This window comes from Leclercia sp. LSNIH1, assembly GCF_002902985.1.
Taxonomy (GTDB): domain Bacteria; phylum Pseudomonadota; class Gammaproteobacteria; order Enterobacterales; family Enterobacteriaceae; genus Enterobacter.
Genome location: NZ_CP026167.1, coordinates 204,997 through 219,889 on the forward strand (window position 1 = coordinate 204,997; position 14,893 = coordinate 219,889).

A 14,893-nucleotide genomic window follows, 5' to 3' on the forward strand; every position below is an offset into this window, starting at 1 on the left:
AGTGTGGATACCGTCTTATGGAGCAAAACCCGCAGTCACAGCTGAAACTTCTTGTCCAACGTGGTAAGGAGCAAGGCTATCTGACCTATGCCGAGGTCAATGACCATCTGCCGGAAGATATCGTCGACTCCGATCAGATCGAAGACATCATCCAAATGATCAACGACATGGGTATTCAGGTGATGGAAGAAGCCCCTGATGCCGATGATCTGTTACTTGCTGAAAACTCAAACAACACTGACGAAGATGCAGAGGAAGCTGCTGCACAGGTTCTGTCGAGCGTTGAATCTGAAATCGGCCGCACCACCGACCCGGTTCGCATGTACATGCGCGAAATGGGTACCGTTGAACTGTTGACCCGCGAAGGCGAAATTGACATCGCTAAACGTATCGAAGACGGGATCAACCAGGTGCAGTGTTCCGTTGCCGAATACCCGGAAGCGATCACCTATCTGCTGGAGCAGTACGATCGCGTTGAGGCAGAAGAAGCCCGCCTCTCCGATCTGATCACCGGTTTTGTCGATCCGAATGCGGAAGAAGACATGGCCCCAACGGCGACGCACGTCGGTTCTGAACTCTCTCAGGAAGAGATGGATGATGACGAAGACGAAGACGACGAAGATGGCGATGACGACAGCAGCGATGATGACAACAGCATCGACCCTGAACTGGCTCGCGAGAAGTTCGCTGAACTGCGCGCGCAGTATGTCGTTACCCGCGACACGATCAAAGCGAAAGGCCGCAGCCACGCAGCCGCTCAGGAAGAGATCCTGAAGCTCTCTGAAGTGTTCAAACAGTTCCGTCTGGTGCCAAAACAGTTCGATTACCTGGTAAACAGCATGCGCGTGATGATGGATCGCGTACGTACCCAGGAACGTATCATCATGAAGGTGTGCGTTGAACAGTGCAAAATGCCGAAGAAGAACTTCATCACCCTCTTCACCGGCAACGAAACCAGCGAGACCTGGTTCAACGCCGCTATCGCGATGAACAAGCCGTGGTCTGAAAAACTGCGCGACGTGACTGAAGAGGTACATCGTGGCCTGCAGAAACTGCAGCAGATTGAAGAAGAGACCGGCCTGACCATCGAGCAGGTAAAAGACATCAACCGTCGTATGTCCATCGGTGAAGCGAAAGCCCGCCGTGCGAAGAAAGAGATGGTTGAGGCGAACTTGCGTCTGGTTATCTCTATCGCCAAGAAGTACACCAACCGCGGTCTGCAGTTCCTGGATCTGATTCAGGAAGGCAACATCGGTCTGATGAAAGCGGTTGATAAGTTCGAATACCGTCGTGGTTATAAGTTCTCCACCTACGCAACCTGGTGGATCCGTCAGGCGATCACCCGCTCTATCGCGGATCAGGCGCGCACCATCCGTATTCCGGTGCATATGATTGAGACCATCAACAAGCTCAACCGTATCTCCCGCCAGATGCTGCAGGAGATGGGCCGCGAGCCCACGCCGGAAGAGCTGGCCGAGCGCATGCTGATGCCGGAAGACAAGATCCGTAAGGTGCTGAAAATCGCTAAAGAGCCAATCTCCATGGAAACACCAATCGGTGATGATGAAGATTCGCATCTGGGTGATTTCATCGAGGATACCACCCTCGAGCTGCCGCTAGACTCTGCCACCACCGAGAGCCTGCGTGCCGCCACCCACGACGTACTGGCTGGCCTGACCGCCCGTGAAGCGAAAGTCCTGCGTATGCGTTTCGGTATCGATATGAACACCGACCACACGCTGGAAGAGGTGGGTAAACAGTTCGACGTTACCCGCGAACGTATCCGTCAGATCGAAGCGAAGGCGCTGCGTAAACTGCGCCACCCGAGCCGCTCTGAAGTGCTGCGTAGCTTCCTGGACGACTAATTCGTCCTGATGTAAAAAAGCTCCCTACGGGGAGCTTTTTTTATGGCTGATGCTTCAGAGCTTAAAGCCCCCGCACGACCAGCGCCTCGTCCAGCTCCCGGTACGCCTCCACCAGCTTCTCCAGCGTTGCCCGGTTCAGGCCGCTCGGATTGGGCAGCACCCACACCTGCGTTACGCCGATGGTGATCTTCTGCTTTCCCCACTGCACCCCACGCTGGCTAAAAGCCTGCTCATACGCCTGCTTGCCGAGGACCGCCAGCGCCGCGGGCTGATAGTCCTCCATCTTTTTAACCAACTCGCGCCCGCCGCTGCGTAGCTCATGCAGGTTTACCTCACTCGCCTGCACCGTGGGCCGCTCCACCAGCATGGTGATGCCGCAGCGGGTATCCAGCAGCTGCTGCTCCTCTTCCGGCTTGAGTAACTTATCGGTAAACCCGGCCTGGTAAATCACTTTCCAGAAGCGATTACCGGGATGCGCAAAGTGAAAACCGGTATGGGCAGAGGACTTGCCCGGATTGATGCCGCAGAACACCACCCGCAGGCCTGGCGCCAGGATATCGCTGATCATTATTACTCCTGCTTATTGATTCAGGCTTTAAGTATAAAAGATTGAAAATGCGTTGTTTATAAAAACAGCAGGCAGGTGCGTATGGCTGGATTGCAGCGAGCAGTTACTTTATAATCCTCCGCCACGGCCCCTTAGCTCAGTGGTTAGAGCAGGCGACTCATAATCGCTTGGTCGCTGGTTCAAACCCAGCAGGGGCCACCAAATTTTAGCTTTAAAATCATGTATATAAGCCACCTTTAGAGGGTGGCTTTTTTATTTCTACTTTTCGAGTGGCGATGAAATGGCGATGGATTTTTAGTGCAACGCTTTTATTCCCGGCTTTGTCGCACTTCTCTATTTGATAAAATTAGTCTTCACTTCAACTCTAAATGAGGGATCGTTGATGAAAAAGATTCTCGGGTTAGCTTTCCTTTTAACCTCTACTTCTGCGCTTGCTGGCTTCATTCACCCGCTTGACTTCAATGGCTCAGATACTCAAAAACAGGAAGTCATTAGTTATATCAAAGATCGCGTTAAGGCTGATTATTGCGACGGCAAGATAGATATGTGCCAGCCCACCACCTTGCGCATGATGGAAAATGAGAACCTTGAGGCTTTTAAAAAATTAACTAAGGTGAGTGACCGAAAGGTATTAGATAGAGTTATCAAGGATTATTGTAAACGCGGGCTGGATATGTGTACTTACAGCACAATTGCGATGATGTATGAAGAAAATGCGAAGGCTGATAAACAAGAACTCAGCTGGTAACGTTGATACGCTCGGCCTGCAAACAAATGCCACTTGCAGGCCGCCTTCTGGGTCGCCACTAAAGCCAGAGGTTCTGCTGCCCACCTCGTACAGGATGAGGAGGCGCAAAATCTACTTTGCCTGGCGTCACTATAAATCGCTGCACTGACTCCATCGTAACAAACGTGCAACTACAGTTGATATTGGTGCACTGGTGGTAACGTTCTTTAGTATTTTCAGTCAGATAACGGCTAGTTCGCGCATGTGCTGCGTGCTGACATTGCGGACAATGAAACATGTTTACCCCACCATTCCCATTTAGTGAATCAATCATACCGCTTTGTTCACAAAATGAGAATACTCTTACCCCTCATTATCTTCACTTTCATATTCCACATCGGAAAGCTTCACTTCTAACTCCAGGCCCGTCGTATAACCGTTATTGCTAAGCAGGTGCGTTACCTTTGTAATCGTCCAGGCCTGATCGTCAATCACTCGCTTGAAACCGCTGACTTTAACCGGCGTTTCTGGACAGAGGTCAGCGCGACCACGCGCCAGGCTGATAGAAAATTCAGCAACACCCCGCTGAAGCTTGTCCCATTTAGCCTGCGCCGCCCGCATCGCCTGGGCCTTTGTTGCAAATATTGTCGTGAGGGCAAAAACATTGTCAGCCTCACCGGCCATGTACTCGCCCTCTCTTGCTTCAGGCACTTTTACAGGCTTTGCTTTCGGATGCTGTGCCGCCCCTGCTTTGGCTGGCTTCTCTTTACGCTTTAGCTTTACGCTTTGCTTCTGCGGCTTTGGGTCTTTGGTGTGCAGCCATTTCGCCGTAACGCCGGTATATGCCCCCCGATCAGCAATTGAGAAGTGGTGCCGGTCTCCGTCACTGCGGACAATAGTCACCTGCGGGATAGGTTTTCCGCTAACCGTCACGCCGCGCCCCGCTTTAAGAAATAGCAGCTTCCCCATTTTTACCGATACCTCGCCGCCGTTCCTCTCAGCAAGGCGGGTCAGGAATTTCACGTCTGATTCCTGGGCCTGATCGATATGCGTGATTTTAATCCCGTCCAGCTCCGGCGCGACACCTGCTTCCAGCTTGTTGCGAGCGGCTATAGCTCTCACTATTCCGCCGAGTGTGGTGTTGTGCCAGGACTCTTCACGCCGGGAATTTAATGTTCCACGAAAATCGGCGCTGCGGGCGCGCACGGTGACCACATCCGGCGCTCCCCTGTGCTCGACCTCATCAACGGTGAAGGAGCCTTTACCGATTAATGCCTCTCTTTTCCAGCCGATGAACAGAGTCAGCTCCGCCCCTCGCGTTGGTAACACTACCCGGCCGTCGGCATCGTTCAGCTCGATATCGAGCTGGTCAGCCTCAAATCCGCGGTTATCAGTTAGCGTCAGGCTCATCAGCCTGTCGCTGATGTTGCCGGTTATGTCCCGGCTGTCAATTTTCAGCACGTAAGCGGGAGTACACACCCCGCCCGCGCTGCCAGTCAGCGCATTAAGCATTAAGCAGCCCCGTCACAGTGGTGGAAACGTTCGACACCATATCCCCCGCTTTACCGACAAGCGTTTCGGCCTGCCGACCGATATCGCCATAAAGTGCAGCAAGTGATTCATCGACGCGGGTAAGGGTCATCGTAAAGTCGATTTTTCTCGGGGTGCCGTCACTAAAAAACACGCTGCCGGTTTCACTGACGTTATTGATAACGTACATACCGTAAATCGTGCCGCCGCCATCCAGCAAAGACCATGCGCGGCCTTCCTCGGCCATCAGGCGCACAGTAGTCATGGTCACCTTCCCGCCCGTCAGCTCTGGGTAAAGCACACCTGCAAGGGTGATCTTTTCCTCTCCAGGGCCGAGATACTGAAATGCGTCACGCTTGCCTACACGCGAGTTTGACGGCCAGCGGTATTCCGCATCACGCTGAAGTGTCTGATAGGGCAACGTCTGTCGCATAAAGACAAACATGCCAAGCGCTAACATCATTGTGGTAACTCCTTATCAGTCATAAGCCATGCTGGATCGGGCGCGGGCGCGCTTGTCACGCTCGAATTTTTCTAGCGCGTCCTGCACCTGCTGTTCAAGCTGGCCGCCAGGTGCGGCCCCTCCCGGTAGGGTGATGTGGTAATCGCTTTTACTCTGATCGATATACGTCCGCCCTGTCGGCGCATTCACCGGTCGATAAGCCTGATATCCACCCGCCTGGTTTGCCGGGGTGTACCCTGCCGCCTGGCTGACAGGTGACTTATGGCCCGCCCCGGCCTCCGGAAGTGCCTGATTTTGAGAGGCCGCTTTTGTTGACAGCGGCACGTCACTTCCAGCCCTGACTACGGCGGGCGGTGGCACGATAACCGGCGGCGCTACTTTTACGGGTTGCATAGTAATATTTGGCTGCGGCATAACTACGGGTTGCGGTACGGCGGCAGACTGCAACACAGAAGCGGGCTGTGGTGGCATACCTGCGGCACTGACTCCCAGCACTAAACCGCCGTTAGCCGCCGCGCTGGCACGCGCAGCCGTCTGATCCAGCTTGCTCGACTCCTTATTAATTATTCCGAGCTTTTCAAGCACCCAGTCAATCCCGCTGCGTAGCTTATTGAATGCCACAAGCGGCATCAGCAGTGCATCCGCCAACGTTTTACCAAAATTCACTCCTGCATCACGGCAGCTATTTAGCGTGCTTTGTGTTGCCTGCACCGGCGCGATGAGTCCGGCAAACCACTGCGCGGCAGCTTTAAGTTTCTCACCGAGCCAATCGAACATGGGCTTAACCGGCATAAAAAGCTCACCAACCGGCGCGAATGCCGCCCGCAGCCCTTCGACCACGCCACCGAAGAAGGCGCTTATCGGTTCCCAATATTTGCGAATTAACAGAGCACCGGCGACGATAGCCGCAACCACAGCTACAACCGGCCAGGCAATGGCCCCAATAGCGGTCGCTATAGTTGTACCGGCGACACTGAAGCCTGTAGCCAGCAAGCCAGCCCCCGCAATCAGCGCATTAATGCCTGCCATTACCGGCCACAGTACCAGACCAATACCACCCAGCACGGCAATCAGGCCGGTGACCGCCCCCGCCACTAATACAATTTTTGATACCAGCTCCGGGTTAGCCGTTACCCATGCGTTCATTTTTCCCAGCCATTGCGTAGCCGTCGCCGTAAGTTTACGCAGACGGTCATCCATGCCGCTGAATACATTCAGGCGCAGGCCGGACAACGCACCCTGTAGCCGCTCCATGTCCCCTGACAGATTATCGCGTAGGGTTTTACCCATATTGTCAGCCGCGCCGCTGACGTCTCCGAGCTGGTTTTTTGCGCCAGCCAGGGCCGCGAGGAACTTCGGGATCTGATCGACAGACAGGTCTTCAACTGGCGTACCAAACAGAGCTATCGCCGCGTTTGCCCGCTCTGCCGGATTTTTAATGGACAGCAGGCCACGTGCGGTTTTCTGCATTGCCGCGCGCGCCTTTTCACCCCCTCTGGCAATATCCGCCGACATTTTTTCCGCATTCAGGCCAATCTGCGTATATGCCGCGACGCTGTTTTTCGACATATCAGAGCCACGGATAGAAAACTCCTTTATGGCATCGCCGGTTTTATCGAGCGCGAATTTCCCCTGCTTCGACATCTCAACAAGCAGTGACATTGCCTCCGCCCCGGTAAAGCCCATATTACGAAAATGGGTCGAATATTCGTGCAGGATCTCTGGCATCTCGCCCCGCATTTGTGAGGACACGCGCTGCATCCCGGATACGATCAGATCCAGCGCCTCGTCACTGTTTGCAGCGAGACCGTTCTTAATCATGATGCCCGCAATCTGGATGCTTTCTGCGGCTTCGCTGCCGAAGGCCGTCTGCATATCCAGCGCCTTGCGGGTAATGCGGGTTAGTTCAGCCTCGCCAACATCCCCCATCGTCCCCAGGGTGCTGCGAACCGCCGATACGGCCTCGGTGATATTCTCGATATCGCTGCTGACACCGGAGCTGCTAATTTCCTGAATGACGCGTACATATTGCTCCCCGCTGGCGGCGTCTTCACCCTGACGCGCCGCGATCAGCGCGCCGCTGTGCTGCGTCTGCACTTCCGGCGCAATCATACGGCTTCCCGCAAACAGCCCCGCAGTGCCCAGCCCCAGCGCCGCCGCGCTGGCGTTTCGCGCACCGGCAACCATTTCCCGGCCCCGCTCATAACGTTCTCTGACTGCATTAAGTCGGGCCTGTTGCTGGCTGACACGCGCCAGTTCAGCACGCTGGCGCTCCATGGCGGCGGTAGTCTGCGTGATGTTTCCGCGCAGCTGTCGCTCGGCAGCAGACAAATTGCGGGTATCTATACCGGCCTGTTGCAACCCGGAGCGCTGGCGCTGCACAGACAGGCGCAGTCCATCATATTTAGTCTGTAGCTCAGCAGCGCTTCGCCTGGCGTTATCCAGCGCTTTGACCTGCGCATTAGTGGGGTTAGTGGTGTTTCGCATCTGGAGCGCCAGCTCGGCCGCCTGCTCCTTTGCCTTTTTCAGCGCATTGCCGGTGACGGCAAGCTGCGCGCTGGCTTTACGAAATCCCTCAATCTGCCTGGCGCGCTCGTTCAACCCCTTTAATTCGTTCTGCGATCCGCGTATTTCTCCGGAGAGGGTGCGGCTTGCCTCCTGCACCGCCTTAAAGGGCCGCGACGCCTGGTCAACCGCCTTGAGCAATACCTGTAACTTAACGTCACTCATTCGTGTTTCCGCTTCGCTGGAGCGCCTTCTCGCGCCATGTGAAAAGCTCGGTCAGGCTCAGGGGATATAGCTCTGATGGCGGCCAGTGGAAAATCACTGCGATATCCGCCATCAGATCGTCAACCGATAATTTTTTCGGGAAATCTACTGCACCGAACTCGGCGACAAAAAACCAACCACTTTCCCGGCCAGTGCCACAAAATCTGGCAATTCCAGCGTGGCGATTTCCTGCTCGGTCAGGTTCGGGGCCGTCATGCGCGGCAGCACCTTAATCAGGGCGTCAACCTCAGAGCTTGCCACCGCAGCCAGCCCGACACCGCGCAGCGTGCCAGCCGTCGGCTTAATCAGGGTGACTTCGGTAATTTCCTGCTCGCCACGCTTGATGGGTTTTTCCAGGGTAACAACGTTTTCTTTGCTCATGATTTTCTCGCTTATTAATTTAAAAGAGGGTTACCGGCCAGGCTTGCTGGCCGGGATAAATTACAGGCCGACGTTGCGGCGGTGCTGCTCCAGCTTATCCTCGCCGTTTACCTTTTCGACCATGTTGATGGTGTCGATCTCAACCAGCTCTTTTCCGTCCATCGTCAGGCGGAAATAGGTGCAGACAACCGGCAATTTTGATTCCGTGTCTTCACCCTGTTTGGCCTCGCCGGTGTCGATCTCCTTCTGACGCCCGCGCATGACCACTTCAACGGCCACCGTTTCGCCGGAGTCGTCACGCTGGTAAGAGCCAGCGAAACGGATCGGCACGGCGTCAATGCCGGTTGCAGCATACAGGTTCCAGATAACATCATCCGGGAAGCCGCCGAGCGACCACTCCATTGACAGCGCATCATCATCCAGACCGAGATCAACCGGCGCGACGCCGTTCATCCCTGCCCCGCGATAGTTCTCTAATTTGCGGGTTAACTTTGGCAGCGTGACTGATTTTGCGACCCCCTGATAGCTGTAGCCATCAAGGAACACGTTCATAAACTTAAGCTTGCGCGGCATTGCCATTTATCGGGCGCTCCTTAATTGCTGTTGACCGAGGAAACCAGATCCGCCAGATATTTGTCGGTAATACGCTGGCGCAGCGTCAGGTTTTCCAGTGGAGGAACCGGGGTGTAGTCATAGTCAATGAACAATTTCCCGGCCTTGAGGGTTGCCGCGTCGTTGGACTCTTCGTCAAACCAGCAGGTGCCATCAACGATATAGCCTGCGGTTTTAAGTTCGCGGAATTTGGCGTTGATGCCGTCCACAATGTCGCGGATCAGCGTCGGCGTGATCGGCCTGTCCATCGCCCAGGCATGCGCGGTAGCCATCGTGTCGGCGAGCACCTGCGCCGTGCGGGTGTAGTTTTCAAACAGGAACAACGGATCGTCAGAGCAGGTGCGGTTGCCCCAGAACTTAAAGCCATCGTTTCGGATAAGCGTTGTCACGCCCGCCTCGTTGAGCAGGTCGGCATCGGTGCCTGGCTCCTGCAAATCCCAGAACACTGAGGCGCTGATGCCCGTCACGCCGTTAACGGCGACGTTTGAGAGCGTTTTATGCCATCCAGTCTCCTGGTCAATTTTGGCGCGCAGGCCCAGCGCCCGCGCCGTCGCCCATGCTTTGGCGCTGGCGTTCGCATTAGTGTCCCATGCGATAAAGTCGGGCCAAATGACCATCAGCTCGCGCTGCCCGAAATTTTTGCGGTAGTTGATGGCATCAGAAAGGGTTTTACAGTCCCATGCACTGACGTAGCCAAACGCGCGCAGCTTCTGGCACACCGACGCGATGGCTGTCGCCACTTCAAGACTGTCCAGCCCCGGCACGCCGATGATGCGTGGCTTAACGCCCGTCACGGCTTCGGCAGTCAGCAGCGCTTTCAACCCGGTGTATTTGCCTTCTTCGTCAGTGGTGCCGATGATGTTAGAAACCGTCTGCGCGAGCGCGGCTTCTTCATCTTCGCCGGTGCCTTCTGCAACGCGCACCACGACAATAACGGGCTTGCTCTGGTCAGCAATAGCCTGGAGGGACGCGGCCAGGGTGCCTTTTTTACCGGCTTTACCGATAGCGCTTTGCACGCTGGTAATCAGCACCGGCTCATTTAGTGGAAAGGTAGCGGCATCGGCATCGCTGGCCGTGCAGACCATGCCGATAACTGCCGTTGATACAGTGGAAATGACGCGTGTTCCGTCGTTGATTTCGACGATCTGCACGCCGTGATGAAAATCACTCATCCGGTTAACTCCGTGGTTAAGGGGTGAGGTCATTGTCCTGGTGATGCCGGGCTTCGGCTATTTATGAGGGTTGGCTGCGGGCTGGTACAACAGAACGAGGCGAGGAGTTTTTTTCACCGAGCATGGTCATTTTTGACCGTACTGTTGCTGATGGCCAACACGATCATAATTAACCGTGCGCGCCGGTATCGGGGCAGAAAAAAGCCCCGCAATGCGGGGCCGCTATGCTTCTTGCCTTACATTACTACTGACCAGCTCAAACCTCTGATGAGGCTGGATCCTGCTCGTTAACTTCAGGCATATCTAAACGCAAATCTATCCAGCGATCGTCAGGTACATCCATCGCTTCGCCTGCAATGAACACCCCCGTTCTGCTATCAAATTTGCGCGCACTGACATTGATATTTAAAACTTCTGATTCTGAGTCGTACGCTGCCTCTACAAAACAAAGCCTGTTCCCGTTCGCGTCCTGAGGGATTTCAATCTGCCAGCCTTCGGAGTGCAGACCCAGCGATCCAAGTACCTGATACCTGCCGGTACTGATTTTTTTAAATGTTACGCCGGTGGCTTCGTCATTAACCTCAATGCTGTTACCGAAAAGCCGTGCTATCGGCGAGGCTTGTTTAATAAACCCGTTCGTATCTACGGTGGTGTTTTGCGTGTGCCAGAAATTCGCTCGCCACGACTCAGCCCCCTCCAGTTGAGTAACAACAACGCCCACAACTTTTGTGTCTTTATTGATATAGTTCGTTGCAACATACCCAATGGTGGAGTTGCGGCCTGTAGTGATATTGTGCTTTAACTCAACTCCTGCTCCTCCGTATCCACCTGCCGGGTCGCTGCTGTAGTACCATGAGTAGTACGAATTCCGCTCATCGACTGAACGGGGTTGCGCCTGCACCGGCAGACCAAAACCGTGTCGGGAGCCTACCGTAATAACTTCGCCCTCTGCTGAACCTGCATTTAATTTTGCAGCAGTACCCAATCCAAGGTATTGGAGAACAGCAGCCACATCGCTCTTCCCGATGATGTCGCGCCCCACCTTGGTCAGATCGGTCAGTGCAGCGCTATCTGTCCCGCTGAAGTATGGGAGTTTATTAGCAGTACCCACCAGGCTGGCGATGGCAGTCAGAGTGGCATCAAGCGGTTGCAGGCTGTTCAGGTTATTTTTCGTTGCTAATCCGACAATTGTGTCGCTCGCTTTATGCCTTAAATATGGATTGGTTTTGTCTCCACCTGCGAAGCCGACCACGCTACAGTCATCACCTTCGGTAGCCTTCAGGTATGCCAGAACAGCGGCAATATCGCTCTTTCCTATTAAGTCTCGCCCTACCTGCGTCAGGTCTGTCATGCCGACAGTGTCCGCACCGGTGAAATACGCCATTTTATTGGCTGAGCCAACCAGCTTCGCTATTGCAGTCAGGGTGGCATCAAGGGGTTGCAGGCTGTTCAGGTTCTCTTTCGTTGCCAGTCCGACAATAGTGTCGCTCGTTTTGTGCCTGAGATATGGACTGGTTTTGTCTCCGCCAACGAAACCGACCACGTTGCAGCTATCACCTTCGGTGGCCTTCAGATATGCCAGAACAGCAGCAATATCGCCCTTCCCGATGATATCGCGCCCTACCTGAGTCAGGTCAGCCAGGGCCGCTGTTTCACTGCCACTGAAATAGGGAATTTTGTTGGCTGAGCCAACCAGAGCAGCAATCGCTGTGAGGGTGGCGTCAAGCGGCTGCTTATCTGCTAACTGTCTTGTGACGTTATCAGCATGCGCGTATTGTGTATGCGGGTCAGCACTGGCGAGGTGCTTTTTCATCACATCATCAGCGTATGCCTTTACCTCGATCACCTTATCTTCAACATACTGCCGCGTCGCCAGCACGACCGACGGGTCGATCTTCAGCGTGACGGCCGCCGTGCTCGACACAATTAAAACCATACGAATGGTTTGCGTGCGCCCGCTTCCTTCCTGGAGCTGCGGCTTGTAGGTTTCCGCACAGTTCGCCACGGCAATCAGCACGCCGTCGCTGTCATACAGACCAATCTCACGGATCCACCAACCGCCCTCATCCTCCGGGATAACCTGCTCGGCGATAATCTGGCTGGTATTGTTAGGGTCTACGGTCAGCAGGTTAATCGGCGCAATTCGCCTGCGGTTAATCAGTGCCGTCTGCGAGGGATCCGGCGTCGGCAGTACGCCGTTTGCGTCACCAACAGCTATTTGCGTCAGGTTTAATTTGGTGCCGAGCGCGGCAGCGTTCGCCAGCCGTGCCGCGCCCTGATTGGTCAGAATGGCATAATATTTCGCGGTCATGCGCTCACTCTCAGGTTATCGATCAGATGAATGGCCGAAGCCGGGTAATATTCCCCGCCGACGGTGATCGTCTCGGGGGTATAGGGGTAAACAGTCAGGGCGTCACCGAGGTAACAGCCTGCGCCGACAAAGGCGTTACCTGTTGCGCTGAGGCTGATAGCCAGCCCGGTCAGGTGACGGCTGGCGGGTTTGGCATCCTCGATAAGGCGCTCCAGCTCCTGATACATTTCGTCGGTAATGCCACTGTCCAGCACGCCCACAACCAGACGAAACGTCCCCGGCTCCTCGTTGAGTTGCCACCACTCCCGCACCTCAATCAGATAGCCGAGCGGCTCAACAACGCGGCGCAGCGCGCTGATGGTGCCTTTGTGCTGATGGACGTAAAACGAGGAGGCAATAACGCTGCGTTTGGTTGCCTCGGGCCAGTCGGGATCCCACCGGTCAACTGACAGCGCCCAGGCCAGATACGGCAACAGATTTACGGGGCAGGCAAACGGATCCCACAGCGTGCGCAGCGGCACCGGCACGCGCTCGATTTCTGCCGCTGCTGCTGCTGCTGCAACCTCCAGCACTGACGAGCCAACCGGCAGCAGGCGGTTATCACTCATCATTGCCACCTGCTGAGATGGTGTACGCCGTGCAGAAGGAGGCCTGGTGTTTATCCAGCACGATATCGGCGACCGGCGCGGTCAGCTCTACGCGCTGCACACCTTCAACATGCAGGGCGGCATAAATAGCAGACTGACGAATATCACGCCCGAGACGGCGCTGCGCGCTGATGTAGGCTTTCAGCTTTTCCTCAGCAGCCAGCCGGATCGGCTCAGACTCAGGGCCAGGGTAAAAATAGAGGGTGGCATCTATCCGGTACGACACAATTTCAGCCGCCTGCACTGTCACCCGGTCGCCCACCGGACGCACATCCTCCGCATTCAGTGCAGCCTCAACCACTGCCAGCAATTCGGGACTGGCTGCGCCGTCATTTTCGCGGGACAGCACGGTGATCATCACGCACGCCGGGGACGGGCTGACGACTGAAATATCCGCCACGCGCCCGTCGGCGCTGCGGCCGTGATATTCGTAAGCGCCTACCGGCCCCGCAACGCTCAGCCCTTCAAAAGCCTGCTGCGCCCGCAGCCGCAAATCGGCATCGGACTCCATCACCGCAGGAGTGGGCGGGATTGTGGTTTCGTCTGCTGGCGTGACTGTCAGCCTGGGGGTGTTGTTATTAGCGGCCATCACATCAAGATCGTTACCGACGGAATAGGCAAGCGTTGTGCCGAGTCCTGCCTCATTCACCCGTTGCCGCCAGATAATTTCCCGGTAGGCGTTCTCCTCCAGATATTTGGTCAGCGGCTCCGACTCCAGTGCCAGCGTGCGGGCAACGGCCTCCTGCTGGCCTGCCGGGAAAAGCGAGATTAACGTCGCCTTACGCTCGGCCAGGATGGCTTCATAATCCAGCTTCTCCACAAAATCCGGCGCGGGGAGCTGGCTCAGGTCAATGCTGGGCATAGTTTCAACTCACTGTGATGGAAAAAGAAAAGCTCTCGCCGATGTCGGCGATCTGCCCGGACAGCTCAACAACCATCTGCCCGTTAAACTGCCGTTCCGTCGTGATACCGGTCAGGGTGACGCGTGGCTCCCAGCGCAGGATCGCCATGTAGCAGGCCGCCTTGATTTGCAGCTCCAGCGCTGGAGTTTGTGGCTGGTCAATCATGGCCGACAGCAGGGAACCATAATTACGGCGCATCACACGCGAGCCGACGGGGGTGCGCAGGATATCTCCCAGGCTCTGCCGGATATGATCCGTATCGGTCAGCGCCTGGCCGGTGCTGCGGCTCATGCCGATATAACGCGCTGTCATAATGGCGCTCCTGTCTGGCCGCCGCTGTCGCCCGGGTGTTTATGGGTGTGCAGCACTTTGCCATTTGAAGACAGAGAGCCGCCGTTGTGCGTGATATCGCCGGTCATCGTCCCGCCTTTCTGTACCTCAAGCGTGCCGGTGGTCAGTTTGTTGGTGCAGACCACTTCCGGCGTGTCGAGGGTGATCCGTGTCTCCGCCTTGACCAGTACAACCGGCACGGTCGCGGTGATGCTCTTTGAGGCGGTAACGTCAGCGGTTTTTATGCCCGAGGCGATCAGGGCACTGGTTTCCGGCTCGTACTCGATAACTGCCCCGTCAGGAAAATCAACGCGCCAGGCATCAGCCGAAGCCGACGGTGCGGGGTGCTCATCAGAATAAATGCCGGGCAGCACAAACGCCGTGTCCATCTCGCCACCCACGGACAGGATTAGCACCTGCTCACCGATGGACGGTGCCCACCATGTACGCGAGCGCCCGGCGCGGTGGGTCAGCCACTGGAGCCAGTCGGAGGTATTGCCGCCGGTCTGCACACGACAGCGCCCCGCATCAAGGTCGGTTTCGACAATGACGCCGGTGCGGATCATGTTGCGCAGCAGGCGCGCGAGTTCCTGTAGGGATTCGAATGTTTTCATAG

The 14,893-nt window shown here is 55.7% G+C and carries 16 protein-coding genes and 1 tRNA gene; 3 read left to right on the plus strand and 14 right to left on the minus strand.

Annotated features, from left to right (window positions below):
- Positions 1–17 precede the first annotated feature (17 nt).
- Positions 18–1,865, plus strand: a complete 1,848-nt coding sequence (gene rpoD / locus C2U54_RS01050; protein WP_139156301.1) for an RNA polymerase sigma factor RpoD — start codon at positions 18–20, stop codon at positions 1,863–1,865.
- A gap of 61 nt (positions 1,866–1,926) precedes the next feature.
- Here rpoD and mug read toward each other — a convergent pair whose 3' ends face one another.
- Positions 1,927–2,433 (minus strand): G/U mismatch-specific DNA glycosylase, encoded by a 507-nt coding sequence (gene mug / locus C2U54_RS01055; RefSeq protein WP_103177016.1) that lies wholly within the window; start codon positions 2,431–2,433, stop codon positions 1,927–1,929.
- 125 nt (positions 2,434–2,558) lie between these two features.
- On the opposite strand from mug, the gene C2U54_RS01060 reads away from it, so the two are divergent.
- Together C2U54_RS01060 and C2U54_RS01065 are read left to right on the plus strand one after the other, a co-directional pair.
- Positions 2,559–2,634: transfer RNA gene (locus tag C2U54_RS01060), tRNA-Ile, on the plus strand.
- Between the two features lie 181 nt (positions 2,635–2,815).
- The gene (locus C2U54_RS01065) at positions 2,816–3,181 is read left to right on the plus strand and encodes a hypothetical protein (protein WP_103177017.1); all 366 of its coding nucleotides are present in this window, start codon (positions 2,816–2,818) and stop codon (positions 3,179–3,181) included.
- 58 nt (positions 3,182–3,239) lie between these two features.
- Here C2U54_RS01065 and C2U54_RS01070 read toward each other — a convergent pair whose 3' ends face one another.
- The 13 genes from C2U54_RS01070 to C2U54_RS01130 form a co-directional block, all read right to left on the minus strand.
- Entirely contained in the window at positions 3,240–3,458 is a 219-nt protein-coding gene (locus tag C2U54_RS01070) for a DNA-binding transcriptional regulator (RefSeq protein ID WP_103180985.1), read from the minus strand.
- 65 nt (positions 3,459–3,523) lie between these two features.
- Positions 3,524–4,672 carry a phage late control D family protein gene (locus tag C2U54_RS01075; RefSeq protein WP_103177018.1) on the minus strand — a complete coding sequence of 383 codons (1,149 nt, stop codon included), beginning with the start codon at positions 4,670–4,672 and terminating at the stop codon, positions 3,524–3,526.
- A complete protein-coding gene (locus C2U54_RS01080; protein WP_103177019.1) occupies positions 4,665–5,153 on the minus strand; it encodes a phage tail protein in 489 nt (162 codons plus the stop codon). The genes C2U54_RS01075 and C2U54_RS01080 overlap by 8 nt, the downstream gene beginning before the upstream one ends.
- 15 nt (positions 5,154–5,168) lie before the next feature.
- Positions 5,169–7,883, minus strand: a complete 2,715-nt coding sequence (locus tag C2U54_RS01085; RefSeq protein WP_103177020.1) for a phage tail tape measure protein — start codon at positions 7,881–7,883, stop codon at positions 5,169–5,171.
- Positions 7,876–7,995 (minus strand): GpE family phage tail protein, encoded by a 120-nt coding sequence (locus C2U54_RS01090; RefSeq protein WP_103177021.1) that lies wholly within the window; start codon positions 7,993–7,995, stop codon positions 7,876–7,878. Before C2U54_RS01090 ends, C2U54_RS01085 begins: the two co-directional genes overlap by 8 nt.
- Positions 7,996–8,027: 32 nt before the next feature.
- The gene (locus C2U54_RS01095) at positions 8,028–8,303 is read right to left on the minus strand and encodes a phage tail assembly protein (RefSeq protein WP_103177022.1); all 276 of its coding nucleotides are present in this window, start codon (positions 8,301–8,303) and stop codon (positions 8,028–8,030) included.
- 60 nt (positions 8,304–8,363) lie between these two features.
- Positions 8,364–8,882, minus strand: coding sequence for a phage major tail tube protein (locus C2U54_RS01100; RefSeq protein WP_103177023.1), 519 nt, complete (start codon positions 8,880–8,882; stop codon positions 8,364–8,366).
- A 14-nt stretch (positions 8,883–8,896) separates the two neighbouring features.
- Positions 8,897–10,087 (minus strand): phage tail sheath protein, encoded by a 1,191-nt coding sequence (locus C2U54_RS01105; RefSeq protein ID WP_103177024.1) that lies wholly within the window; start codon positions 10,085–10,087, stop codon positions 8,897–8,899.
- Between the two features lie 256 nt (positions 10,088–10,343).
- Positions 10,344–12,398 carry a phage tail protein gene (locus C2U54_RS28035; RefSeq protein ID WP_442786147.1) on the minus strand — a complete coding sequence of 685 codons (2,055 nt, stop codon included), beginning with the start codon at positions 12,396–12,398 and terminating at the stop codon, positions 10,344–10,346.
- Positions 12,395–13,006 carry a phage tail protein I gene (locus C2U54_RS01115; RefSeq protein WP_103177025.1) on the minus strand — a complete coding sequence of 204 codons (612 nt, stop codon included), beginning with the start codon at positions 13,004–13,006 and terminating at the stop codon, positions 12,395–12,397. The genes C2U54_RS28035 and C2U54_RS01115 overlap by 4 nt, the downstream gene beginning before the upstream one ends.
- Entirely contained in the window at positions 12,999–13,907 is a 909-nt protein-coding gene (locus C2U54_RS01120) for a baseplate assembly protein (protein WP_103177026.1), read from the minus strand. The genes C2U54_RS01115 and C2U54_RS01120 overlap by 8 nt, the downstream gene beginning before the upstream one ends.
- A gap of 4 nt (positions 13,908–13,911) precedes the next feature.
- Positions 13,912–14,259: a GPW/gp25 family protein gene (locus tag C2U54_RS01125; RefSeq protein ID WP_103177027.1), complete on the minus strand. Its 348-nt coding sequence runs from the start codon at positions 14,257–14,259 to the stop codon at positions 13,912–13,914.
- Complete coding sequence (locus C2U54_RS01130) at positions 14,256–14,891, minus strand: phage baseplate assembly protein V (protein WP_103177028.1); 636 nt, start codon at positions 14,889–14,891, stop codon at positions 14,256–14,258. The genes C2U54_RS01125 and C2U54_RS01130 overlap by 4 nt, the downstream gene beginning before the upstream one ends.
- Positions 14,892–14,893 lie beyond the last annotated feature (2 nt).

What these genes read in the sequence shown, in the direction of transcription:
- rpoD (WP_139156301.1), top strand. Translation starts at nt 18, where the DNA reads ATGGAGCAAAACCCGCAGTCACAGCTGAAACTTCTTGTCCAACGTGGT.
- mug (WP_103177016.1), bottom strand. Translation starts at nt 2,433, where the DNA reads ATGATCAGCGATATCCTGGCGCCAGGCCTGCGGGTGGTGTTCTGCGGC.
- C2U54_RS01065 (WP_103177017.1), top strand. Translation starts at nt 2,816, where the DNA reads ATGAAAAAGATTCTCGGGTTAGCTTTCCTTTTAACCTCTACTTCTGCG.
- C2U54_RS01070 (WP_103180985.1), bottom strand. Translation starts at nt 3,458, where the DNA reads ATGTTTCATTGTCCGCAATGTCAGCACGCAGCACATGCGCGAACTAGC.
- C2U54_RS01075 (WP_103177018.1), bottom strand. Translation starts at nt 4,672, where the DNA reads ATGCTTAATGCGCTGACTGGCAGCGCGGGCGGGGTGTGTACTCCCGCT.
- C2U54_RS01080 (WP_103177019.1), bottom strand. Translation starts at nt 5,153, where the DNA reads ATGATGTTAGCGCTTGGCATGTTTGTCTTTATGCGACAGACGTTGCCC.
- C2U54_RS01085 (WP_103177020.1), bottom strand. Translation starts at nt 7,883, where the DNA reads ATGAGTGACGTTAAGTTACAGGTATTGCTCAAGGCGGTTGACCAGGCG.
- C2U54_RS01090 (WP_103177021.1), bottom strand. Translation starts at nt 7,995, where the DNA reads ATGGCGGATATCGCAGTGATTTTCCACTGGCCGCCATCAGAGCTATAT.
- C2U54_RS01095 (WP_103177022.1), bottom strand. Translation starts at nt 8,303, where the DNA reads ATGAGCAAAGAAAACGTTGTTACCCTGGAAAAACCCATCAAGCGTGGC.
- C2U54_RS01100 (WP_103177023.1), bottom strand. Translation starts at nt 8,882, where the DNA reads ATGGCAATGCCGCGCAAGCTTAAGTTTATGAACGTGTTCCTTGATGGC.
- C2U54_RS01105 (WP_103177024.1), bottom strand. Translation starts at nt 10,087, where the DNA reads ATGAGTGATTTTCATCACGGCGTGCAGATCGTCGAAATCAACGACGGA.
- C2U54_RS28035 (WP_442786147.1), bottom strand. Translation starts at nt 12,398, where the DNA reads ATGACCGCGAAATATTATGCCATTCTGACCAATCAGGGCGCGGCACGG.
- C2U54_RS01115 (WP_103177025.1), bottom strand. Translation starts at nt 13,006, where the DNA reads ATGAGTGATAACCGCCTGCTGCCGGTTGGCTCGTCAGTGCTGGAGGTT.
- C2U54_RS01120 (WP_103177026.1), bottom strand. Translation starts at nt 13,907, where the DNA reads ATGCCCAGCATTGACCTGAGCCAGCTCCCCGCGCCGGATTTTGTGGAG.
- C2U54_RS01125 (WP_103177027.1), bottom strand. Translation starts at nt 14,259, where the DNA reads ATGACAGCGCGTTATATCGGCATGAGCCGCAGCACCGGCCAGGCGCTG.
- C2U54_RS01130 (WP_103177028.1), bottom strand. Translation starts at nt 14,891, where the DNA reads ATGAAAACATTCGAATCCCTACAGGAACTCGCGCGCCTGCTGCGCAAC.